Annotated in this window: 17 protein-coding genes and 5 tRNA genes; 13 read left to right on the top strand and 9 right to left on the bottom strand. The window is 71.3% G+C overall.

Translation table 11 applies throughout. The features are described from left to right. Window positions 1–338 precede the first annotated feature (338 nt). A complete protein-coding gene (locus Vau01_RS34535; protein WP_204001659.1) occupies window positions 339–1790 on the bottom strand; it encodes a rhamnulokinase in 1452 nt (483 codons plus the stop codon). Then, window positions 1787–3832, bottom strand: coding sequence for a bifunctional aldolase/short-chain dehydrogenase (locus Vau01_RS34540; protein ID WP_204001661.1), 2046 nt, complete (start codon window positions 3830–3832; stop codon window positions 1787–1789). The genes Vau01_RS34535 and Vau01_RS34540 overlap by 4 nt, the downstream gene beginning before the upstream one ends. A 55-nt stretch (window positions 3833–3887) precedes the next feature. On the opposite strand from Vau01_RS34540, the gene Vau01_RS34545 reads away from it, so the two are divergent. The 10 genes from Vau01_RS34545 (at window position 3888) to Vau01_RS34590 (ending at window position 9629) form a co-directional block, all read left to right on the top strand. Further along, a complete protein-coding gene (locus tag Vau01_RS34545; protein ID WP_204001663.1) occupies window positions 3888–4901 on the top strand; it encodes a LacI family DNA-binding transcriptional regulator in 1014 nt (337 codons plus the stop codon). Between the two features lie 107 nt (window positions 4902–5008). Continuing rightward, window positions 5009–5818, top strand: a complete 810-nt coding sequence (locus Vau01_RS34550; protein ID WP_204001665.1) for an NUDIX hydrolase — start codon at window positions 5009–5011, stop codon at window positions 5816–5818. Further along, a complete protein-coding gene (locus Vau01_RS34555) occupies window positions 5815–6789 on the top strand; it encodes a protein kinase family protein (RefSeq protein WP_204001667.1) in 975 nt (324 codons plus the stop codon). The genes Vau01_RS34550 and Vau01_RS34555 overlap by 4 nt, the downstream gene beginning before the upstream one ends. Before the next feature lie 13 nt (window positions 6790–6802). Then, the gene (locus Vau01_RS34560) at window positions 6803–7759 is read left to right on the top strand and encodes a hypothetical protein (protein ID WP_204001670.1); all 957 of its coding nucleotides are present in this window, start codon (window positions 6803–6805) and stop codon (window positions 7757–7759) included. Further along, the gene (locus Vau01_RS34565; RefSeq protein ID WP_204001673.1) at window positions 7756–9024 is read left to right on the top strand and encodes an adenylosuccinate synthetase; all 1269 of its coding nucleotides are present in this window, start codon (window positions 7756–7758) and stop codon (window positions 9022–9024) included. The genes Vau01_RS34560 and Vau01_RS34565 overlap by 4 nt, the downstream gene beginning before the upstream one ends. 190 nt (window positions 9025–9214) lie before the next feature. Then, window positions 9215–9287: transfer RNA gene (locus Vau01_RS34570), tRNA-Pro, on the top strand. Window positions 9288–9310: 23 nt separating this feature from the next. Further along, window positions 9311–9381, top strand: a tRNA-Glu gene (locus tag Vau01_RS34575). 4 nt (window positions 9382–9385) lie between these two features. Then, window positions 9386–9459, top strand: a tRNA-Gly gene (locus Vau01_RS34580). A 14-nt stretch (window positions 9460–9473) separates the two neighbouring features. Further along, a tRNA-OTHER gene (locus tag Vau01_RS34585) sits at window positions 9474–9542 on the top strand. A 13-nt stretch (window positions 9543–9555) separates the two neighbouring features. Further along, window positions 9556–9629 (top strand) — tRNA-Arg (locus Vau01_RS34590). Window positions 9630–10016: 387 nt separating this feature from the next. Here the strand turns inward: Vau01_RS34590 and Vau01_RS63745 are convergent. Continuing rightward, complete coding sequence (locus tag Vau01_RS63745) at window positions 10017–10652, bottom strand: hypothetical protein (RefSeq protein WP_239152086.1); 636 nt, start codon at window positions 10650–10652, stop codon at window positions 10017–10019. Window positions 10653–10876: 224 nt separating this feature from the next. Between Vau01_RS63745 and Vau01_RS65775 the strand changes: the two genes are divergently transcribed. After that, window positions 10877–11623, top strand: a complete 747-nt coding sequence (locus Vau01_RS65775; RefSeq protein WP_506019430.1) for a TROVE domain-containing protein — start codon at window positions 10877–10879, stop codon at window positions 11621–11623. A 98-nt stretch (window positions 11624–11721) separates the two neighbouring features. Continuing rightward, complete coding sequence (locus Vau01_RS34600; protein ID WP_204001676.1) at window positions 11722–14676, top strand: putative bifunctional diguanylate cyclase/phosphodiesterase; 2955 nt, start codon at window positions 11722–11724, stop codon at window positions 14674–14676. Here the strand turns inward: Vau01_RS34600 and Vau01_RS34605 are convergent. Beyond that, the gene (locus Vau01_RS34605) at window positions 14662–15909 is read right to left on the bottom strand and encodes a methyl-accepting chemotaxis protein (RefSeq protein ID WP_204001679.1); all 1248 of its coding nucleotides are present in this window, start codon (window positions 15907–15909) and stop codon (window positions 14662–14664) included. The two genes, Vau01_RS34600 and Vau01_RS34605, sit on opposite strands and share 15 nt — an antisense overlap. A 72-nt stretch (window positions 15910–15981) precedes the next feature. Further along, complete coding sequence (locus Vau01_RS34610; protein ID WP_204001682.1) at window positions 15982–16791, bottom strand: patatin-like phospholipase family protein; 810 nt, start codon at window positions 16789–16791, stop codon at window positions 15982–15984. A gap of 3 nt (window positions 16792–16794) precedes the next feature. Between Vau01_RS34610 and Vau01_RS34615 the strand changes: the two genes are divergently transcribed. Then, window positions 16795–17898: an acetate/propionate family kinase gene (locus Vau01_RS34615; protein WP_204001684.1), complete on the top strand. Its 1104-nt coding sequence runs from the start codon at window positions 16795–16797 to the stop codon at window positions 17896–17898. A gap of 65 nt (window positions 17899–17963) precedes the next feature. Here Vau01_RS34615 and Vau01_RS34620 read toward each other — a convergent pair whose 3' ends face one another. The 4 genes from Vau01_RS34620 to Vau01_RS34635 are packed head-to-tail and all read right to left on the bottom strand — an operon-like array spanning window position 17964 to window position 22664. Then, window positions 17964–18569, bottom strand: a complete 606-nt coding sequence (locus Vau01_RS34620) for a GTP-binding protein (protein ID WP_204001686.1) — start codon at window positions 18567–18569, stop codon at window positions 17964–17966. Next, window positions 18550–18915 carry a DUF742 domain-containing protein gene (locus Vau01_RS34625; protein ID WP_204001688.1) on the bottom strand — a complete coding sequence of 122 codons (366 nt, stop codon included), beginning with the start codon at window positions 18913–18915 and terminating at the stop codon, window positions 18550–18552. Before Vau01_RS34625 ends, Vau01_RS34620 begins: the two co-directional genes overlap by 20 nt. Window positions 18916–18960: 45 nt before the next feature. Next, complete coding sequence (locus tag Vau01_RS34630) at window positions 18961–19362, bottom strand: roadblock/LC7 domain-containing protein (RefSeq protein WP_204001716.1); 402 nt, start codon at window positions 19360–19362, stop codon at window positions 18961–18963. A 14-nt stretch (window positions 19363–19376) separates the two neighbouring features. Further along, window positions 19377–22664, bottom strand: coding sequence for a sensor histidine kinase (locus Vau01_RS34635; protein ID WP_204001691.1), 3288 nt, complete (start codon window positions 22662–22664; stop codon window positions 19377–19379). Between the last annotated feature and the right edge of the window lie 551 nt (window positions 22665–23215).

Below are 23215 nucleotides of genomic sequence, written 5' to 3' on the forward strand. Positions count from 1 at the left end.
AGGACAGCCTCTGCCGCTGAGGTTGCCGCTCAATCGATCTTGCAGTTGTGGTGCCAGGTTGCGACGTCTTTGTCCCGCCTTGGTAGGCACCACAACTGCAAGATCGACTTTGTGACGCCGGGAGGGGCTTCAAGATCATGGGGCGTTGCGACGTTGTCGCTGTTTTATGTCTGATTTGTCCGCGGGAACGTCGCAGGATCATGGGCCCGGGTCGGCTCCGCGGCGCACCCACATCACGCCAACGGCGAACCGGCGCCGACCATCCACACAAGCGACCGGAGAACTGCGCCGACAGCCAGCCAAGATCGCTGTCCCTGGAAGAAACCCGCAGTGAGACTTTAGGTTTGTTCCGCAAGCGGCGATCTTGAGCCACCGAACAGCGACTCCGCGGCCGTCCATTCCCGCCCGTCGCCGTGGGGCTCGTACCGCACCACCCGCTGCGTCGCCCGCAACAGCGTCCGCATCGCCGCGAGATCACCGCCTACCACGCCCGCGGTCCGCGCCTGCACCAGCACGTTGCCCAGTGCCGTCGCCTCCACCGGACCGGCCAGCACCGGCAGCCCGCACGCGTCGGCGGTCAACTGGCACAGCAACTCGTTGCGCGCGCCGCCACCCACGACGTGCACCACGTCGACATGCGTCTGCGACAGTTCCTGCGCCGCGCGCACGGCCCGCCGGTGGGCCAGGGCCAGACTGTCCACAATGGACCGCGTGAATGCGGCGGGCGTCGCGGGCACCGGCTGCCCGGTGCGCCGGCACGCGGCAGCGATCCGCGCCGGCATGTCGCCCGGCGGAAGGAAAACCGGATCGTCGGGGTCGAACACCGCGGCCAGCGCGGGCTCCCGCGCCGCCGCGCTCACCAGCGAGGTGACGTCGTGAGCGTCCCACACCCGCATCGACTCCTGCAGCAGCCACAGCCCCATCACGTTGCGCAGGTACCGGACGGTGCCGTCGACCCCGCCCTCGTTGGTGAAGTTTGCCAGCCGGCTCGCCTCGGTGAGCACCGGCCGGTCGAGCTCCACGCCGACCAGCGACCACGTCCCGCACGACACGTACGCGAAGCGCGGTGACGAGGCCGGCACCCCCACCACCGCCGACGCCGTGTCGTGCGAGCCGACCGCCACGATACTGTCCACATCGGACAGTCCGGTCTCCGGCAGCGGCGGGCCGACGACCGTGCCGGGTTCGCGCAACGGCGGGAGGATCGCCGGGTCGAGGCCGGTCGCGGTGATCACGTCGGTCGCCCACCGACGCCGGTTCAGATCGAACAACTGCGTGGTGGACGCGTTGGTGAGCTCCGCGCCGACTTCACCGGTGAGCCAGTAGGTGACGAGATCGGGGACGAGGAGCAGGTGCCGCGCGGCCGCGAGTTGCGGGGTACCGAGTGCCGCGGCGAGCTGGAACAGCGTGTTGAACGGCTGCCGCTGCAGACCGGTGGTGGCGTAGAGGCGGTCGGCGCCGATCGACGCCTCGACCCGGTCGGGCACGCCGTCGGTGCGGGAGTCGCGGTAGTGCACCGGGTTCCCCAGCAGCGCGCCCGACGAGTCGAGCAGCCCGTAGTCGACGGCCCACGAGTCCACACCGGCGCTGGCCACGGGGCCGGCCGCGCGGAGGCCGGTGAGGATCTCCCGGTACAGCGACAACACGTCCCAGTGCAGGGTGCCGCCGACGAGCACGGGCTCGTTCGGGAACCGGTGCACCTCCGTCAGCTCAAGGCTTTCCGGCCCGACGACGGCGCGCACGACGCGTCCGCTCGACGCCCCCAGGTCGACGGCGGCGAAACTCTTCATCGGAGGAACGCGGCCGCGACGCCGGCGTCGACCGGGATGTGTAACCCGGTGGTGTGCGACAGGTCGCCGGCGGTCAACGCGAACACGGCGTTGGCCACGTGCTCCGGCAGCACCTCCCGCTTGAGGATCGTGCGCTGCGCGTAGTAGGCGCCGAGTTCGGACTCCGGAACGCCGTACACCGCCGCGCGTTGCGCCCCCCACCCGCCGGAGAAGATCCCGGACCCGCGGACCACGCCGTCGGGGTTGATGCCGTTGACGCGAACGCCGTGCGCGCCCAGTTCCACCGCGAGCAACCGCACCTGGTGCGCCTGATCGGCCTTCGCGGCGCCGTAGGCGACGTTGTTCGGGCCGGCGAACACGGCGTTCTTGCTGGCGATGTAGACGATGTCGCCGCCCATGCCCTGCGCGATCAGCACCCGCGCGGCTTCCCGCGATACGAGGAACGAGCCGCGGGCCATCACGCCGTGCTGCTTGTCCCAGTCGCCGGAACTGGTCTCCAGCAACGGTTTCGACACCGACAGCCCGGCGTTGTTGACGACGAGGTCGACACCGCCGAAGGCGAGCACCGCCGCGTGGAGGGACGCGACGACGGCCGCCTCGTCGGTCACGTCGACGGTGACGGGCACCGCTGTGTCCGTCCCCCCGAGTTCTTTCGCGACGGTCTCGGCCGCCGAAGCGTCGCGATCGGCGACGACCACGACGGCGCCCTCCGCCGCGAGCCGGTGCGCGATCGCGCGGCCGATCCCCGAGCCGCCACCGGTGACGAACGCGATCCGCGTGGCGAGCGGCTTCGGCTTCGGCATCCGTTGCAGCTTCGCCTCTTCCAGCGCCCAGTACTCGATGCGGAACTTCTCCGACTCGTCGATCGGCGCGTAGCGGGAGAGCGCCTCGGCGCCGCGCATCACGTTGATCGCGTTGACGTAGAACTCGCCCGCGACGCGCGCGGTCTGCTTGTTGGCGCCGAAGCTGAACATGCCGACGCCGGGAACGAGCACGATCGCCGGGTCGGCGCCGCGGATCGGCGGGCTGTCGGCGACGGCGTTCCGCTCGTAGTAGGCGCGGTAGTCGGCGCGGTACTCCTCGTGGAGTTCCTTCAGACGTGCGATCACGTCGTCGAGCGGCGCGGTCGGCGGGAGGTCGAGCACGAGCGGGCGGACCTTGGTGCGCAGGAAGTGGTCGGGGCAACTGGTGCCGCGCGCCGCGAGTTCGGCGAGGCGTTCGCGGGACACGAAGTCGAGGACGACGTCGGTGGCGGTGTAGTGGCCGACCTGCGGGCGGTCGGTGGACGCCAGGCCGCGGAGCACCGGGAACAGCGCCGCGGCGCGCGCCGCACGGTCCTCGGTGGACAGTGCACTGTGGACGATCGCGCCGAACGGTTCGGGCCGGCCGTGCTCCGCGATGTACCGGGCGGCGGTCTCGATGATCTCGAGCGAGTTGGCCTCGCACTCCTCGCTCGTGGCGCCCCAGGCGGTGATGCCGTGGCCGCCGAGGATCACGCCGATCGCGTCGGAGTGCTCCCGCCGGACGGCCGCGATGTCGAGACCGAGCTGGAAACCGGGCCGGCGCCACGGCACCCACAGCACGCGGTCCCCGAAGATCTTTTTCGTGAGGGCGGGACCGTCGGCGGCGGTGGCGATCGCGATACCCGAGTCGGGGTGCAGGTGGTCGACGTGCGGCGCGTCGACCAGGCCGTGCATGGCGGTGTCGATCGAGGGGGCGGCGCCACCCTTGCCGAACAGGCAGTGGTCGAACGCGGCGACCATCTCGTCCTCGCGGTCTTCGCCCGGGTAGACGTCCGCCAGGCTGCGGAGGCGGTCGAGCCGCAGCACGGCGAGGCCGGCCGGGGTGAGGGTACCGAGGTCACCGCCGGATCCCTTGACCCACACCAGTTCGGCGGCCGCACCGGTGACCGGGTCGGTGGCCGCCCCCTTGGCCGACGTGTTGCCGCCGGCGTAATTGGTGTTCCGGGGGTCGGCGCCGAGGCGGTTGCTGCGGGCGATCAGGGCATCGACCGGATTTGCGTGAAACGTTTCACCAGGCACATCCGGAACCTATCCGCCGCGCTGCGACGGGTCAACCCTCTGATACGTTTCAGCCGTGGCGGCCAGTATCAAGGAGGTGGCCCGGCGGGCGGGGGTCTCGCTGGGCACCGTCAGCAACGTGCTCAACCGCCCCGAGACGGTCACCGAGTCCACCCGTCGTCGGGTGCTCGATGCGATCGCCGAACTCGGGTACGTACGCAACGACTCGGCGCGGCAACTCCGGGCCGGGCGCAGCCGCACGGTCGCGATCGTCGTGCTCGACGTCTCCAACCCGTTCTTCACCGACGTGGTGCGCGGCGCCGAGGGCGTGGTCGAGTCCGCCGGCGGCATGCTGATCGTCTGCAACAGCGGTGAGGACCCGGCGCGCGAGCAGCGCCACCTCGACATGCTCGAGGAGCAGCGGGTGCAGGGGCTGCTGATCACGCCGGTCGCCGACGGCGCCCACCCCCGGCTCGACCGGTTCGTCGAGCGGGGCATCCCGGTGGTGCTGGTCGACCGCGGTGCCGGGATGACCAGCCGCTGCTCGGTCGCCGTCGACGATGTGCTCGGCGGCCGGCTCGCCGCCGTCCACCTGCTCGAACGGGGTCATCGACGGATCGCGTTCGTCGGCGGCCCGCTGGCGATCCGGCAGGTCGCCGAGCGGCACCGCGGAACCGAGGACGCCCTGGCGGGCACCGGCGCCACGCTGGACCTGCTGCCCACCGCCAGCCTGTCGATCAACGCCGGTCGCAAGGCCGCCGCCGACCTGGCCGCGCTGCCTCGTGGAGCCCGCCCGACGGCGGTCTTCTGCGCCAACGACCTGCTCGCGCTCGGCGTGCTGCAGGAGGTGATCGCCCAGGGCCTGCGGGTCCCGGACGACGTGGCGATCGTCGGCTACGACGACATCGAGTTCGCGGCGGCGGCCGCCGTGCCGCTGTCGTCGGTGCGCCAGCCCCGCGAACTGCTCGGCCGCACGGCCGCCCAGTTGCTGGAGGAGGAGGTGGCGGCGCCGGAGAAGCACGAGCACCGCCACGCGGTGTTCCAGCCCGAACTGGTCGTCCGCACGTCCAGCGCCCTGTTCCGCTCCTGACGCTCCACGCCTCCATCCGTATGCGGGGGCTTGACTTCGTCTGTTAGGTTGTTCTCGTAGTTAGAACTACTCGTACCGAGAAGATCTCGCTGTGAGGGCAACCGCCGATGACCGAAGACGAGTTCCTTGCCACCTACGATCCGCGGGCGTTCCCGCCCGTCGCGGTCACCGTCGACGTGGTTGCCCTGACCATTCGCGACGGCGCGCTGAACGTGCTGCTTGTGCGGCGGGGCGCCCCGCCGTTCGAAGGGGCCTGGGCGCTGCCGGGCGGCTTCGTGCAGCCGACGGAGGACCTGTACGGCGGCGCCGCCCGCGAACTCGCCGAGGAGACCGGGCTCACGAAGTTGCGCCGCGTGCACCTCGAACAGCTTGCCAGCTACGGCACGCCGGGCCGGGACCCGCGGATGCGGGTGGTCTCGGTGGCGTACATGGCGATGGCGCCCGACCTCCCCGATCCGTCGAGCGGTGGCGACGCCCGCGAAGCGGCCTGGGTGCCGGTCGGCCTGCTCGGGCTACCCGAGGCGACGCCGGGGGAGCCCGACCGCGCCCGGCCGGCGCGGCAGCGGCCGGGCACCACGCGTCGCCTCGCCTTCGACCACACGCAGATCATCTCCGACGGCCTGGAGCGCGCCCGCGCCAAGCTCGAGTACTCGCCGCTCGCCACCAGCTTCGTCGGCGAGGAGTTCACGATCGCCGAGTTGCGCGCCGTCTACGAGACGGTGTGGGGCGGCACCCTGCACGCCGGCAACTTCCACCGCAAGGTGCTCTCGGTCCCGGGCTTCGTCGAGAGCACCGGCACCTCCACCGAGCGCGGCGGCCCGCGCGGCGGTCCCCGGGCCCGCCTCTACCGGGCCGGCGACGCGCGCGTGCTGCACCCGCCGCTGCTGCGGCCCGCACACGAGGAGTCGATCCGGTGAACACGACCGAGGCCGTCGTGGCGGTGCTCTCCGCGTCGTCCGCTCAGGATCTTTTCGGGACCGACCACCCGGCCCGTCGGTACCGCGAACTCGCCCGCGCCCTGCATCCGGACCTGGCGGCGGGGGCCGACGCCACGGCGGCGTTCATCCGCCTGGCGCGGCTGTGGCAGGACCGGCACGGGACGGTCATCCGCACGAGGATCGGCGAATACCGGCTCAACGACCGCGCTTTCCAGGGCGATCTCGCCGATCTGTACGACGTCGGCGAGGGGGAGTTCCTGAAGCTGCCACGCAGTCCGGTCAACAACGACCTGATGGAGCGCGAGGCGTTGGCGCTGCGCGCGATGGCGGACCTCGGCGACCCGCGGTTCCTGCCGTACGTGCCGCGCGTCGTCGAGTCGTTCCTGCACCGCGACGCGACCACCGGTGCCGACCGGCGGGTCACCGTGATCGGCACGGTGCCGGGGCTGCGCAGCCTCGCGGACGTGGGTGCGGCGTACCCCGGTGGCGTCGATCCGCGCGACGTGGCGTGGATGTGGCGCCGGTTGCTGGTCGCGATCGGGTTCGCCCACCGCGCCGGGTTGGTGCACGGTGCGGTGCTGCCGACACACGTCCTGATCGAACCGGACGAGCACGGGCTGGTGCTCGTCGACTGGTGCTATTCGGCGACGTCGGGGGAGCGGATCCCCGCGCTGGTACCGGATTTCACCGACCGGTACCCGGCGGAGGTCCTCAAGCGACAGTCGCCGGGGCCGGGCACCGACATCTTCATGGCCACGCGCTGCATGACCGACCTGATGGGCCCGAAGGCACCGGGTCCGCTGCGGTCGTTCGCCGCCGGCTGCGCACTGTCCTCATTGGACGCGCGGCCGGACGACGCGTGGCGCCTGCTGGACGAGCTCGACGGCGTGCTCGCCAGGTTGTACGGGCCGCGACGGTTCCGACCGTTCCGGCTCGATCCCGTCTCCTGAAGGGGGAGAGACCATGGGAAGTGGAAGCTGGTCGACCGACGTCTACGACGCGGCGAAGCGGTACCGCCGGGCCACCGGCACGAGTGCCTTCGCCTACCACGACAGCGGCGCACGCCGCGTTCACGACACGCTCAACCCGTTCGGCGTCGCGATGCGGGAGAGCCGCGACTCCGACGAACACCCGCAGTCGGTGGCGATCTCGGTGCTGTTCGACGTCACCGGATCGATGGGTTCGGTGCCGCGCGCCCTGCAGCAGAAGCTGCCGCAGCTGTTCGGTCTGTTGCTCCGCAACGGATACGCGACCGACCCGCAGATCATGTTCGGCGCGATCGGTGACGCCACGTGCGACCGGGTGCCGTTGCAGGTCAGCCAGTTCGAGTCGGACAACCGGATGGACGAGCACCTCGGCAACATCGTGCTCGAAGGCGGCGGCGGTGGCCAGATGACCGAGTCGTACGAGCTGGCGATGCACTTCATGGCCCGGCACACGTCGATCGACTGCTTCGAGAAGCGCGGCCGGCGCGGGTACCTGTTCATCATCGGCGACGAGATGGCCTATCCGAAGGTGTTCGGCCGGCACCGTCGCGACATCCTCGGCGAACCGTCCACAGAGGACGTTCCACTGCGGACGGTCGTGAAAGAGGTGACGCGGATGTACGACACCTACTTCCTGCTGCCGTCGGGCACCGCGTACGCGGGCAACGACACGGTGCTGGCGTTCTGGCGCAAGCTGCTCGGCCAGAACGCGCTGGAACTCGACGACCTCGACGCCGCCTGCGAGACGATCGGGCTCACCGTCGGCCTGGGCGAGGGCGCGATCGACCTGGAGGAGGGCCTGCGCGACCTGGCCGACTCCGACGCGGTCGGCACGGTGTCGAAGGCGCTCGCCCGGGTTCCCGCCCGGCGCGGGGCCACGACGTCGACGCTGCCGCCGGTGGCGACCGGCACCGATCGGATCCAGCGGCTGTGACTCACTACGTTGTCGTCGATCTGGGGTTCGGCGATGCGGGCAAGGGGACCGTCGTGGACTGGCTGTGCGCGAGCCGGCCGGTTCACGCGGTCGTCCGGTTCAACGGGGGCGGGCAGGCCGCGCACACGGTGGTGCTGCCCGACGGCCGTCGCCACACGTTCGCCCAGTTCGGCTCGGGAACGCTGCGGCCGGGCGTGCGTACGCACCTCAGCCGCTTCATGGTGGTCGACCCGCTCGCGCTGGTGGTCGAGGCCGATCACCTGACGATGCTCGGTGTCGGCGACGCGCTGGCGCGCCTCACGGTCGACGCCGGCGCGCCGCTCGCGACCCCGTACCACCGGGCCGCCAACCGGGCCAGGGAACTGGCCCGCGGCGCGGCCCGGCACGGGTCGTGCGGCATGGGTGTGGGCGAGACCATGTCGTACCTGCTCGCGTGGCCCGATGACGCGCCGCACGTCGGCGACTGTCGAAACCCGCACGTGTTGCGGCACAAGTTGTCGAGACTGCGCGACCGCCTCGCCGACGAGGTCGGATCCCTGGACGCGCCGCCGGTCGACGACTGCGTCGACGCGTTCACCGCGTTCGCGGCGGCGGTGTCCATCGTGGACGGTGCGCACACGGAGCGCCTCCTCGACGCCGGAACCGTGGTGTTCGAGGGTGCCCAGGGCGTGCTGCTCGACGAGTGGCACGGCTTCCACCCGTACACCACCTGGAGCACCACCACGTTCGCCAACGCCGAGACGCTGCTGGCCGGACGCGCGGCGGTGCGGCTCGGCGTGCTGCGGACGTTCACCACCCGGCACGGCCCGGGCCCGCTGGTGACCGAGGACCCCGCGCTCGACCTGCCAGACCCGCACAATCCCACGAACCCGTGGCAGGGCGCCTTCCGGGTCGGGCACTTCGACGCCGTCGCCCACCGGTACGCGCTCGACGCGTGCGGCGGCGTCGACGCGCTGGCGCTGACCCACCTCGACGTCGCAGATCGTGGCGTGCGGATGTGCCGCGCCTACGACTGGACCGACCGGCTGGTACCGGGACCGCCCGGCGACCTCGACCGGCAGGAGACGTTGACCCGCCGGCTGGAGACGACCGTGCCGCTCTACGATCCGGCGTCGCCGCGGAACTGGGTCGCGGCCGTGGAAGAGGAACTCGCGACGCCGGTCGCGGTGACGTCGCACGGACCCACCGCCGCCGACAAACGACAGAGAAAAGCGTTGCGTGGGTTGACGGGGGGACGTACCGTATCTGTAGCAGTCAGGGCATGAGCTACCGGGAGGAGGGCACCATGAACGCGAAGCGCATCGATAAAGAACGAGCCGAGCGGCGAATGCCCGCCCGGGGCGCGAGCATGCCAGGGCAGGGAAGGCGTACGGGGTAACGCATCCAGCGTTCCACGCCGACGCCGCCCCCGGATTCTCCGGCAGGGCGGCTTTCTTTTGCTCGATTCAGAGACCCCCGGGGCGAGGGAGCTGGTTGACCCGCCTGCTTTGGGAGCAGGACACACCGAGTTCGATTCTCGGGTCCCGGACTGTGGGTTTTGCAATAGTGCACGGCCGATTGGGCTATGGGTAGGCCTTCTGACTCTCGATCAGACAGAGCGGGTTCGAGTCCCGCATTGGCTGCTGTGCGGATCTGGTGAGGCTGGGTGCTCACGTCGGTCTTCCAAACCGAAGACGCGGGTTCGATTCCCGCGATCCGCTCTGCGTTACAACCCGGGCTGGGTGCTGGTGCACAGTCTCGCCTTGCAAGCCTGACGTGCGGGGTTCGATACCCCGCCGGTCCACAAGTGAATACATGCCTCCGTAGCTCAGGGGAGTAGAGCGCGACGTTCCGAGTGTCGAGGTCGCTGGTTCGATTCCAGCCGGGGGTACGTAAGAGAAACGGTGACGCAGGCGGGCGCTGGCTGCCCAGCCGCCTTTCATACGGGTGGACGGTCCGGTTCGACACCGGGGCCTGCGACTGTGCTTTCCGGTGCGTAGGCGCGCGGATACTTCGAGGTTCGACTCCTTGCGCCCCGACCAACGGGGCGTGGCCTTCCTCATGGCGAGGGCACCCCGCATGCCGCCCAGATCTCGGAAAGCACAGAGCTTGGAAAGAGCAAAAGCACCGGTGCCCGGTGCGACAGGCAACGGTTACTTCCACTTTAATGGGTGAGTTGCAGGTTCGAGTCCTGCCGGCCGCACTCCTGCGGCCGTAGCTCAACTGGCAGAGCGACAACGTACCGGGGCCGACCCCTTGATCTCGGGCACCACCTACCTCACGAAGAAGCCGGAAGGAGTGGCCGTACATGAGCAAGTTCAACCGCATGAAGGCGCGGGCGCGCAGCCCGATCGTCGCCGAGGCGACCCCGTCCGGCGTCACCCACGAGGGCGGCGCGGGATACGCGCACGACGCGAAGAGCGAGCTGTTCCTGCTCGCCGTCGCCAACGTCGTCGGCGAGGACACGTTCTACGAGAAGGCGTCCGACCGCGACCGGCGGTTCAGCGGCCTCGTCAAGGCCGTGGCCGTCGCCGATCCCGACTGGACCGCGCGCTTCCTCGGTTGGCTGCGCACGGGCGCGAACATGCGGTCGGCGTCGCTCGTCGGCGCGCTCGACGCGGCGCACGCGCTGCTCGGCGCGGGCCTGCCGGGCGGGCGGCAGCTGGTGTCGTCGGTGCTGCAGCGGGCCGACGAGCCCGGCGAGGCGCTGGCGTACTGGACGGCCACCTACGGCCGGGCCGTGCCGAAGCCGGTCAAGCGCGGCGTCGCCGATGCCGTTTCCCGGCTGTACAACGAGCGCAGCCTGCTCAAGTACGACACCGCCGCGCGCGGGTTCCGGTTCGGTGACGTCATCGACCTCGTGCACCCGACCCCGGCGGCCGACAAGCCGTGGCAGGGTGACCTGTTCAAGCACGCGATCGACCGCCGGCACGGCCGCGACGAGCCACCGGCCGCGTCCCTTCGTGTGCTCGCCGCGAACGCGTCGCTGCGCACCGCGGCCCGGGACGACCGGGCCCGGCTCGCCGACGCCGGCGCGCTGAAGCAGGCCGGAATGACGTGGGAGGACGTGCTGTCGGCGGCCGGTCCGGCGGTCGAGAAGGCACGCCTGTGGGAGGCCGCGATCCCGCGATGGGGTACATGGCGTTGCTGCGTAACCTCAAGGGCTTCGACGAGGCGGGTGTGCCCGACCACGTCGCCGAGCGGGTGGCGGCGAAGCTGGCCGACCCCGACGAGGTGGCCCGGTCGCGGCAGTTCCCGTACCGGTTCCTCGCCGCGTACGAGCAGGCGCCGTCGCTGCGGTGGGGGCACGCGCTCGACGCCGCGCTGCGGCACTCGCTGGCGAACCTGCCGGCGCTGCCGGGTCGCTCGCTCATCCTCGTCGACACGTCGGCGTCGATGTCGTCGGGCGGGTTCTCGAAGCGGTCGACGATGTCGCCGGTGAAGGCGGCGGCGGTGTTCGGCGTCGCGCTGGCGGCGAAGACGGGGAAGGTCGACCTGCACGGCTTCGCCGACGGGGTGTTCCGGCACACGGTCGCGCGGGGCGGGTCGGTGATCCGCGAGGTCGACGCGTTCGTCAAGCGGGTCGGAGAGGTCGGGCACGGCACCCGGATCGCCGACTCGATCCGTGCGACGCTGCGCAAGGACCACGTCCGCGTGTTCGTGTTCTCCGACATGCAGACGTTCGCACCGGCGTACGGCACGGGCGACGTCACGAACGCGGTGCCGCGCGACGTTCCGCTGTACGGCTTCAACCTCGGCGGCTACGTGCGCACGGCGTTCGACGCCGGCACCCGTAACCGGTACGAGTTCGGCGGCCTCACCGACGCGACGTTCCGCATGGTCCCGCTCCTGGAAGCGGGCCAGCGGGCGGAGTGGCCGTTCTGACGTAGGCGATCGTGCCGGGTCGGCCGTTACCGGCCGACCCGGCCGAAACCTTCATTCCCCGGCGGCCGGGCCGATAGGGCCTGGTGGGGGAGCGGGGTGTGACGCGCTGGATCATGGTCGGGTACTGCCTGGCACTTCTCGTCATCGGCATGCTCTACTTCGCCGTTCCCAGCGGTCACATGGTTTTCTCCGTCGCCGAGTGCGCGGTCGCCGTCGCCGCCATCCTCGTGGGCGTGGCGCGGAACCGGCCCCGGCGGCGGGCGCCGTGGATCCTGATCGCGACCGCGGTGGCCATGTTCGGCTGCGGGGACCTGATCAACACCTACCTCACCGACGTGGCCGGGGTGGCCGACCCGTTCCCGTCGCCCGCCGACGTGTTCTTCCTGGCCCTCTGCCCGGTTCTGGCCGCGGGCATGGCCAGCATGGTGCGGTCCGGCGCCACCGGGCGCGACCGGGCCGCGCTGCTGGACGCGTTCACCGTGACCAGCAGCCTCGGCCTGCTCGCGTGGATCTTCCTGATCGGCCCGCTGCTGTCGGCACCGGACACGCCCGCGGTGGAGAAGGCCATCGCCATCGCGTACCCGCTCAGCGACATCCTGATGATCACCGTGCTGATCCGGATGGCCACGAGCCAGCGCCGCAGCCCCAGCCTGACGCTCATCGTCACGGGCATCGGCATGCTGTTCGTGAGCGACGTGCTCTACGGGGTGGCGCAGCTCAACGACGCCTACCAGATGGGCGGCGTGGTCGACCTGATGTACCAGTACTGCTACTACGCGATCGGGCTGGCCGCCCTGCACCCCTCGATGGCCGACCTGACCGAGCCGCGGGTCCTGCGTCCCGACCAGGTCGGCGGGCGGCGGGTGGCGATGCTCGGCCTCGCGTCGCTGTTCCCGCCGGCGGTGCTGATCGTCGAGGAACTCACCGGCGAGGTGCACGACGGCGCCGTCATCGGCGTGCTGTGCGCGGTGCTGTTCGGGCTCGTCGTGGCCCGGCTGTCCGGGGTGGTCGCGGTGCAGCGCCGGTCGGTCGCCCGGGAACGCGGCATGCGCCGGGCCGGCGCCGCGCTGCTCGCCGCCGGCGGTGCCGACGAGGTGGTCGCGGCCGTCCGGGCCGCCGTCGCCGACCTGCTGCCGCCGGACACCCCGCACCGCGTCGAGGTGGAGACCGGCACGCCGGTTCCCGAGGACGGGCTGCGGATGCTGCGTACCGGCGACGGGTACGTGCTGCGCTGCGCGCTCGCCGGCCGCCGGGTCACCGGCCGGATCGACATCGGCGCCGCCGACACCGCGCTGATCAGCCTTCAGGAGGCCGCCCAGGTGCTGGCCGGCCAGGCGGCACTGGCCCTCGACGGGCTGGCCGCCAACGCCGAGATCGTGCAGCGGGAGAGCGAGACCTACTTCCGGACGCTGGTGCTCAACGCCTCCGACGTGATCGTGATCGTCGGCGACGACAACCGGATCCGGTACGCGAGCCCGTCGGCGACGGCGGTGTTCGGCGACCGTGACCCGGTCGGCGCGGCGCTGCCCGAGCTGGTCGACCCGCCGTCCCGGGACGCGGCGTCGGCCCTCCTCGACGCCGTGCGCGCCGGTACCGAGGTCCCCGAGTTGACCGACTGGACCATGACCGGAACCGGGGAGCCGGCACAGGTCGAGGTCGCCTGCCGCGACCTGCGGCACGAGCCGACCGTCGCCGGCGTGGTGGTGACGCTGCGCGACGTCACCGAGCACCGGCGGCTGGAGCGGGAACTCCTGCACCGGGCGTACTTCGACGACCTCACCGGGCTGCCGAACCGGGCCCTGTTCACTTCTCGCCTGGAGAAGACGGTGGAGACCGGTCGACCGGTCGGCGTCGTCCTGGTCGGCCTGGACGGCTTCAAGGTCATCAACGACACGATGGGGCACGACGCCGGCGACGAACTGCTCGTGTCCGTGGCCCGCCGGCTGGTCGCCGCCGTGTCGCCCCGGCATGCGGTGGCCCAGCACGCGGTCGCCCGGATCGGCGGCGACGAGTTCGCCGTCCTGGTGGAACTCGAATCCGGTGACGACGGGGTCGAGGGACCGGCCGAGCGGGCGCTGGCCGCGTTCGGGCCGCCGTTCCGGCTGCCGACGGCGGGAGTGGTCACCTGTCACGCCAGCGTCGGGACGGCCACCACCGCCGAGGCCGGCGACAGCGCGCAACTGCTCGGCCGGGCCGACATCGCGCTGGCCATGGCGAAGACCAGTGGCAAGGGCCGCGTCTGCCGGTACGAGGCCACGCTGCACACCCGGATCCTGGAACGCCTGCAACTGCACGCGGCCCTCGACCAGGCCATCACGAACGGCGAGTTCCGGCTGGTCTTCCAGCCGGTGGTCGCGCTCGACACGGGACGCACGTGCGGGTTCGAGGCGCTGGTGCGCTGGCTCCACCCGAGCCGGGGCACGGTGCCGCCGCTGGACTTCATCGGCATCGCCGAGGAGAGCGGCCTGATCGTGCAACTCGGCGAGTGGGTGCTGCGCTCGGCCGTCGCGGCGGCGGCACAGTGGCCCGGTCCGACGTATGTGGCGGTGAACGTCTCGCCCCGGCAGTTCCGCGCGCCCGGCTTCGTCGGCCTCGTCCAGCGGGCGCTGGCCGACGCCGGCCTGGCGGCCGACCGGCTGGTCCTGGAGATCACCGAGAGCCTGTTGCTGGGCGACCGCGACCAGGACCGGATCCGGTCCGAACTGGACGCGTTGCACCGCTCGGGGGTGCGCATCGCGATCGACGACTTCGGCACCGGCTACTCGTCGTTGAGCTACCTGCACCAGATGCCGGTCGACCTGGTGAAGCTGGACAAGTCGTTCGTGGACACGATCACCACGTCGCCGTCGCAGTACGACCTGGTGAAGGGGATCATCGGGCTGGCGCACACGTTGCGGCTGGCGGTGGTCGCGGAGGGCATCGAGACCGAGGACGACCGGAAGCTGCTGATCGGCGCCGCCTGCGAGTTCGGGCAGGGCTTCCTGTTCGCGCGGCCGATGGCCGCCGCCGACGCGCTGACCTGGGTCACCGCGGCCGGGTCACTGCGGCGCTGATTGCTGTGGGCCGGACAGGCCCAGGGCCGAGATGACGACCGCCGAGATCGCGTCGGCGGTGGCGTCCGGGACGTCCCGGAACCGGACCCCGATCTCGACGCCGAGTTCGTCGGCGCGGTAGTGGACGACGTCGCCGCAGACGGCGACCGTCCGGCCGGCGCCGAGCGGCACGTGGACGTCGAGCGAGTCGCCGTCGCGCATCGGCGCGTCGGTCGCGACCGAGCACCGCAGGCCGGTCTCGCTGAGGTCGATGAGCTGGGCGATGTGGTCCTGGTTGCGGAGGGTGAGCCGCACCGGCCCGGTCAGCGGTGCCCGGGGCAGGCCGCGCCGCTCCAACTGCTCGGTCAGGTTGACCATCGTCTCGATCCGGCTGATCGCGGCGGTCACGCTCTTCGCGAGCCGGTCGATGCTGGCGTTCTGGTCGGTGGTCACCGAGCCGACCTGCGCGGTGGCCGACTCGATGTCGCCGATGCCGGCGGTCATCGCGGCCATCGTCCCGGCCATCGCGGCGGCGTTCTCCTCGACGGCCCGGACGGTCAGCTCGATCTCGCCGGTGGACTTCGCGGTGGTGTCGGCCAGGTTCTTCACCTCGCCGGCCACGACGCTGAACCCGAGGCCGGCGTCGCCGGCGCGGGCCGCCTCGATCGAGGCGTTGAGCGCGAGCAGGTTCGTCTGCCGGGCCACGGCGGCGATCATCTGGGCGATGCCGCTCACCCGGCGCAGGCTCTCGGACATCTCGGCGGCGACCCGGTCGGCCTGGCCGGCGCTGGCCACCACCTGGAGGGTGATCGCGTTCGCGCCGCCGACGCGCTCGTCGATCGTGTCGGCCGCCGAGCGCACGGTGGCCGTCTGGTCGACCACCTCGCGCAGTTCGGTCACCACCGTGCCGATCGTGTCGTCGATGAGCGACTGCGCCCGCTTGCGCTCCCGCTGCTCCGACTGCCGCCGCTCCGCGTACGCGGCCCGGATCTGCTCCTCGCGGTCGGCGTTCGCCTTGTCGAGTTCGGCCTCGCGGGCGGCGATCGTGTCGAGCATGGTGTCGATGGCCCGGCCGAGCGCACCGATCTCGCCGGACCCGTTGCCGCCCACCCGCGACCCGCGGTCGCCGGCGGCGATCACGTCCTCGACGACCCGGCGCAGCGGCGCCAGCCGTTGCCGGACCGTCCGCCGGACCACCAGCACGACGCCGGCCACCAGCACCACACCGGCGACCAGCGTCAGCAGGAGGAGCATCTGCTCACCGGCCCCTGCACACGCGTCACACGGAAACGATCGGACGCGCGGGCGCCCTCTTGAGGAAAGCGGTCAACTGTTTTCCTGCCACTCCCGACGCGCCTCCACCACCGAGCACAAAGCCCGCAGCACGGGCAGCGCCCGCTCGGTGGCCTCCCGGCCGGCCAGCTCGAACTCCGGGATGCGCGACAGCTCCCAGAACGCGAACTCGTCGACCTCCGGCGCGAGCACCAGGTCGGCGTCGACGGCCAACTGCTCCGCGACCCCCGTCTGGAGGTGCGTGGCGGCAACCAGGATCTGCAGCATGGAGGTCGGCGCCCGCCGGGGCAGCGGCCCGGACACGTCGACGGCGACCACCACCTCGGCACCCATGGCCCGGGCGAGCCCCGCCGGCACCAGGTCGACCAGGCCGCCGTCGACGAGCACCTGGTCGCCGCGGGCCACCGGCGGGAACACGCCGGGGATGGCGGCGCTGGCGAGCACCGCGTCGACGACCGGCCCCTCGGTCATCACCACCCGCGCGCCCGTGGTGAGCTCGGTCGCCACCGCGGCGAAGGGGATGTCGAGATCGGCGAACGTGCGACCGCCGAGGGTCTGGTCGAGGAAGCGGCCCAGCCGGGTGGTGTCGAGCAGCGCCCGCCGGTTCATCGCGGGCAGCACCAGCCGCGTCCACCGCAGTTTGCGGGTGAGGCCGGTGATCTCGACCGGCTTCAGCCCGCCGGCGTACAGGGCGCCGACGAGCGCGCCGGCACTGGTTCCGGTGATGACGGCGGGCGGCAGGCCGGCCTCCTCCAGCGCGGCGAGCACGCCGATGTGGGCGGCCCCCCGCACGGCGCCGCCACCCAACGCGAGCCCGATCCGGGGCATGTCGTTAGCCTCCATGAGGTGATCCTGGTATTAAACAGCGGCTCGTCGACGATCAAGTACCGGCTGGTCGATCCGGACGACCCCGGCGCGGGCGACAAGGGCGTCGTGGAACGGATCGGTGAGCCGGGCGGTCCGGCCGACCACACCGAGGCACTGCGGACCGTGTTCGACGACCTGCGCGGCGACCGGCCCGACGGGGTCGGCCACCGCGTCGTGCACGGCGGTGACCGGTTCGTGCGGCCGACGCTGCTCGACGACGCGGCCGTCGACGCGATCCGGGACCTCACCCCGCTGGCGCCGCTGCACAACCCCGGCGCGGTGGCCGGGATCGAGGCGGCCCGCCGCACGTTCGGCGACGTGCCGCACGTCGCCGTCTTCGACACGGCCTTCCACGCCGACCTGCCACCGGCCGCCGCGACGTACGCGATCGACCGCGAGGTGGCCGCCCGGTACGGCATCCGCCGGTACGGGTTCCACGGCATCTCGGTGGGTTACGTGGCCGCCCGCACCGCCGTCCTGCTCGACCGGCCACCGGGCGAGCTGAACCTGGTCGTGCTGCACCTCGGCAACGGCGCGAGCGCGACCGCCGTCCACGGTGGACGGAGCGTGGAGACGTCGATGGGCTTCACGCCGTTGGAGGGCCTGGTGATGGGCACCCGGTCGGGCGACCTGGATCCGGCGCTGCCCGGTTTTCTGCAGCGGGCCGGGATGTCACCGTCCGAAGTGGACGGACTGCTGCAGCACCGCAGCGGGATGGCCGGCCTGTGCGGGGCCGGCGACATGCGGACGGTCGACGAACGGCGCGTGGCCGGTGACGCCGCCGCGAACCTGGCCTTCGACGTCTACTGCCACCGGATCCGCAAGTACGTCGGCGCCTACCACGCCACGCTCGGCCGCCTCGACGCCGTGGTGTTCACCGCCGGCATCGGCGAGAACTCGCCCGCGGTGCGGGCGGCGAGCCTCGCCGGTCTCGACGGCTGGGGGATCACGGTGGACCCGGACCGCAACAACGGCAAGGGAATGCGCGTCATCTCACCGCCGGACGCCCGGGTGGCCGTCTGCGTGGTGCCGACCGACGAGGAGCACGCGATCGCCGAAGCTGTCACGACGTTCCTGCCCTGAAAGACAGCGGGGCCGGAAAAGACAGATGGCCGGCGCAGAAGCGCCGGCCGTTTCCTTACCGTGTATCAGTGTGCGGTGACGTGTCTCTGCTGCGCACGCAACTGCGCGATCGCCTGCTGCACCACGACCACGAGCACGTGCCGCACCGACTCGCGCAGGCGCGCGTCGCAGAACACCAGCGGCACGTTGTCGGGGATCGCGAGGGCTTCGCGAACCTCGTCGGTGTCGTAGCGGGGCGCGTCCTCGAACGTGTTGACCGCCACCAGGTAGGGCAGTTCGCGGTTCTCGAAGAAGTCGATCGCGGCGAAACTGTCCTCGACCCGGCGGGTGTCGACCAGCACCAGCGCGCCGAGGGCGCCCCGGATCAGTTCGTCCCACATGAACCAGAACCGGGACTGGCCCGGCGTACCGAACAGGTACAGGATCAGGTCGTCGCTGAACGTGATGCGGCCGAAGTCCATCGCCACGGTCGTGGTGGTCTTGTCGGGGACCTTGGACACGTCGTCGACGGACAGGCCGGCCGACGTCATCAACGCCTCGGTCGTCATCGGCGTGATCTCCGAGATCGCACCGACGAGCGTGGTCTTGCCGACGCCGAAACCACCAGCGACCACGATCTTCGCGGAGCGGACCCGACCGGCACGCGATCGGTCAGAGCCGATGGAGTCCAATGAGTACCCTTTCGAGAACGTCGATGCGCTCGGAGAAGTCACCCGGGTCGCCGATTTCGTGTAGCAGGAGAAGACCCGCGGTGACCATGTCGTCGACCACTACGCGAGCCACGCCCAGCGGCAAGCGTAGATGCGCGGCGACTTCCGCCAGCGACTGAGGTCTTTCCCCGCACAGTTGCACGATTCGGCGCCGTTCACGGTCCCCGTAATGGCCTTCCTGCACCCCACGGGACGTGGTTTCCAACAGCGCCTCGATGGCGATCGTGCGGGACGCTTCGGTGCGTCCACGGGTAACCGCATACGGACGCACAAGGCGCCCCCGTGGATCGTCATCGGCCCGGCCCATCGGGATGGTCCTCCCAACCCCCTCAGTGGTGCGTTAGCGATTTCTTTACCGCTCGATGCCGGTCGTCACGGCATCCCGCCGGCCGGGCGCGAGCGCCTTGCCGACACGCTCGACCAGGAGCGCCATTTCGTAGCCGATCTGCCCGACGTCGGTCTGCCTTGCCGCCAGCACGGCGATCGACGATCCGTCGCCGATGGCCATCGTGATCAGGGATCCCTGATCCATGTCGACGATGGTCTGGTGCACCTCCCCACCCTCGAAATGCCGGGACACGCCGTACGTCAGGCTGACCAGGCCAGCCGTGATCGCGGCGAGTTGCTCGGCGCGGTCGTCGGGCAGGTCGTCGGACGCTGCGAGCAGCAACCCGTCCACCGACACCACGATCACGTGAGCGACTCCGGCCACCTCCTGGGCGAAGGTGTTGAGCAGCCAGCTCATGCGATGCATGTGGCCAGTACCGCTCATCGATCGTTCCCCTCGTTCGTTCCTGTTCCATTCGCCCCTGCCCCATCGGAGGCGAGGGCCCGTCCCCGACGAACGCCGCGGTGGTAGGCACCGAGCCTGCCGCGGATTTCCTCGGGGTCCCTGGCGCTTCGTGCCACTGGCCGCTCGCTGACCCCACCGGGGACAAGCTGTGCGCGCGGCTGGCGTTTCGGAAGCCCGGATCTGGTGCGGTCACTGACCGGTGGGGTGGCGGCGGCCGCGGCGGCCCGCCATCCCGCGTCGGCGCGGGTACGCCAGATGTCGCTGGACTCGCCGGCGTCACCGGGTGGCGGGGTGGCGGCCCCGTTCTGGCCGTTCGCGGCGGCCGAACCGCCGTTGGTCGCCCCGACCGGAGCACCGCTGGAGGGGACGGTCGTGGTCTGAACCGTGCTGCTCTGCACGGCACTGGTGTGGCTGGCTCGGCGGCCGGCATGGACCGGCTGCGTCTCCTGGCTCTCGCCCGCGTTGGCCGGCTCGGCCCAGCTCCGCGTGGCGCTGTGGCCGTGGGTACGGAACCAGGTGGCCTCGATCTCGCGGAAGATCGGCATCTCGGTGGTGTCGTCGATGTTGACGGTGCGCTGCGGCTCGGGTTCCGGCTCCGGCGCGGGCGGCGGCACGGGAGCGGCCAGGGCCGCCCACCGGTCGTCGTCGGCGGCCCGCTGCACCGGCAGCTGCTGCGTCGTGTCGGCGGTCTGCGTCGGCGTGAACACCGGCCACGACGGCGGCGCGCTCCCGCCGAGGGCGCGGCTGCCGAGGCTCTGCGCCTCGACGCTCTGCGCGGCAGCGTGTTGCACCGGCGGGAGGTCCATCTGGGCCGGCGGCGGCGCGATGTGGGCCGGCTGGGCCGCCTGGCCGCCGAAGCTCGGCTGCGGCGTCCCGAACGTCGGCTGCTGCCCGGCGAACTGCGCCTGCGGCGATGCGAACTGGGCCGGCTGCGCCGTCTGGGCGAACTGGCCCGGCTGGGCGAACTGCGCCGGTTGGCCGAACTGGCCCGGCTGGGCGAACTGCGCCTGCGGCGACGCGAACTGGCCCGGCTGCGCCGGTTGGGCGAACTGCGCCGGCTGCATCTCCTGCGGGCGCTGCGGAAGCTGCGGCGTGAAGCCGGACTGGAAACCGCCGTACGGTGCCGGCTGCTGGGCCGCGCCCGCGCCCGCGCCGATCTGCGGCTGGTCGGGGCGCGCGGCCCGCTGGGGCAGCGGCGGCGTCTGCCGCCACCGGTCCTCGACCGCCGGGGAACCGGCGCCGGCGAGGCTGCCGATCTGCCGGGTGACCGGCAGCACCAGCACGCCGTCGGGCATCTTCAGCTCGACGACCGTGCCACCGGCCGGGTTGCCCTGCACGTACACCTGGATGCCGTGCCGGTAGGCGAGTCGGCTGACGACCGCCAGACCCATCATGCGGAACGTGCTGACGTCGATGGTGGGCGGAGCCGCGAACCGCGCGTTGTGAGCGGCCGCCTCCTCCGGGGTCATGCCCAGACCGCGGTCCTCGATGCGGATGTAACCGGTGTCGCCGATCCGCCGGCCCTCGACGATGACGGCGGTGTCGGGCGGCGAGAACCGCGCGGCGTTGTCGAACAGCTCGGCGAGGAGACGCACGACGTCGTTGACCGCGTGCGAGGCGATCGACACGTCGTCGTCGACGGCGCCGAACTCGATGCGCTCGTACTGCTCCACTTCGGACTGTGCGGCGCGCAGCACGTCGGCCAGCGGCGCGTCCTCGGACCGCGGCGGGCTCGTGTCGGCACCGGCGAGCACGAGAACGTTCTCGTCGTTACGACGCATCCGGGTGGCGAGGTGGTCGAGCTGGAACAGCTGGGCCAGCCGCTGCGGGTCCTCCTCGCCGCGCTCGATGCGGTCGAGCTGACCGATCATCCGGTCGACCAGGGTCTGCGACCGGCGGGCCAGGTTGAGGAACATGGCCGAGACGCTGGCGCGCAGGACGGCCTGCTCGGCCGCGATCCGGACGGCTTCCCGGAGAACGACCTGGAAGGCCTGCGCCACCTCGCCGATCTCGTCGCGGCTCCGGATGGCGATCGCGTCGGGGACCGACGCCGCGATCTCCTCCGGCGTGCGCTGGCCGATGGCCTTGGCGTCCTGCAGGCTGCCGACCGCCTCGGCCAGCTCGTGGTCGGCGACGCGCAACGCACCGTCGCGCAGGCGGCGCAGCGTGCGGGCCATCGACCGGGCCGTGGTGAAGGCCAGGGCCACCAGGATGAGCAGAACCGCGATGATGATCGCGGCCTCGATGAGCACCTGCCGCTGCACGGTGGTGGTGGTGTCGCGGGTCAACTGCAACAGGCTGGCGTCGAGCTGTGCCTCGGCCGTGCGCATCAGGTCGTTGACCGAACCGAGCGCGGTACCGGCCAGCGTCCGGTCGACGGATCCGACGGTTCCGGTGGCGAAGCCCCGGAGCAGATCGGAGGTGATGTTGTCGACGAGCTGAACGGCGTCACCGGCGAGCGACTGGGCGACCCGGTCGCGCTGCTCGGGCGTCGCGGACAGCGAGAAGGCGATCAGCGCCTCCTGCTGCGCGGTGAGGGTCGCGATGAACGCCGAGTCCTGCTGATCGCCCAGGTTCTGCCCGGGGACCAGGGTCTCGAAGACGACCGCCTCCTGCTTGTCGAGGGCCAGTTTCGCCTTGGAGAACGCGGCGGCCGCGAGCAGCGAGTCGACCAGCCGGGGGTCGGAGGAGACCTGGCTGACGGCGTCGCGGTAGGAGATCAGGCCGTTCACGATGAGGCCGTACCGCTGGATCACCTCGGGCAGCGGCAACTCCCGCGCGGTCACCTTGGTGCGGAGGTCGGCGAGCGTGCCGAACTGGGTGGCGACGCTGTCCAACCGGTCCTGCACGGTGGACGGGACGTCGTCGAGCCGGCGGCGGGCGTTGTTGTACGCGGCGGCGGCTGTCGTGGTCCGGGCGATCTGGCCGGCGTACGCCTTGATGTCGGCGTCCTTCGCGGCCTGCCGCGCGGCCGTCGTCGCCGCCGCGTCCTTACCGGTGATCTGCGGGTAGATCACGTCCAGGCTGAGCGGGCTGGCCGCCACGTACATCCGGCCGGCGGCCATCCGCTCCCGGTGCAGTTCGTGCGCCAGCGCCGTGGCGCGGCCGGACAACTCGGTGAGGTCACCGATCTGTGCCGCTTCCTGCGCCTGGTTGTTCGAGTCATTGAGACGAAGCACCGTCAGCGTCAGGATCGCGAGCACCGGGATGATCAGGATCAGCCCTAGCTTTGTCCTGATCCGGACATCGGCCAGGCTCGGCATGAATCGCCGACCCCGGTTACCGTTGGGGGACCGGTCTGACCGGCGCGGTCCAGGCATGGATCTGCGCGTCTCCTCGGTTACGTCACGGGGCTGGCCATCTGCTGGGTGGATCGGTGTTCTGCCCACAGCGCACACTCCACGGGCGACGCTCATCGCGAATCCGACTGATCGTCCGCGGCATTTCACCACGACTGACCACCAAAGGGAAGCCCGGCCCCCCGGCTACCCATCGGTCGGGATCGAAGGTCGGTGGCGTATGCCCTGGAAATGCCCGTGGGGAAAAGGCTTTCAGAGGACATTGTCCGAGGTCACAGCGGTTGTGGTCAACATTTACGTTGATTGAGCAACGATAAAGGTGAATCTGGAACTTGACCGGCTCGCCATGCGTTGGCAAGGTATGTCCCCATCGGACATTGCGGCGGCCCGCGAACCCGCCGCATCGCGGCATGCCCTCAAGGGCTTAATATCCCCAACGGTTTCCGGCATACGGTTGCCGTGGTGGCGCGCGCGATCAGCACGTGGATGTCCACTGAGGAGGCTGACGACGTGGT

This window comes from Virgisporangium aurantiacum (assembly GCF_016863635.1).
Classification (GTDB): Bacteria; Actinomycetota; Actinomycetes; order Mycobacteriales; family Micromonosporaceae; genus Virgisporangium; species Virgisporangium aurantiacum.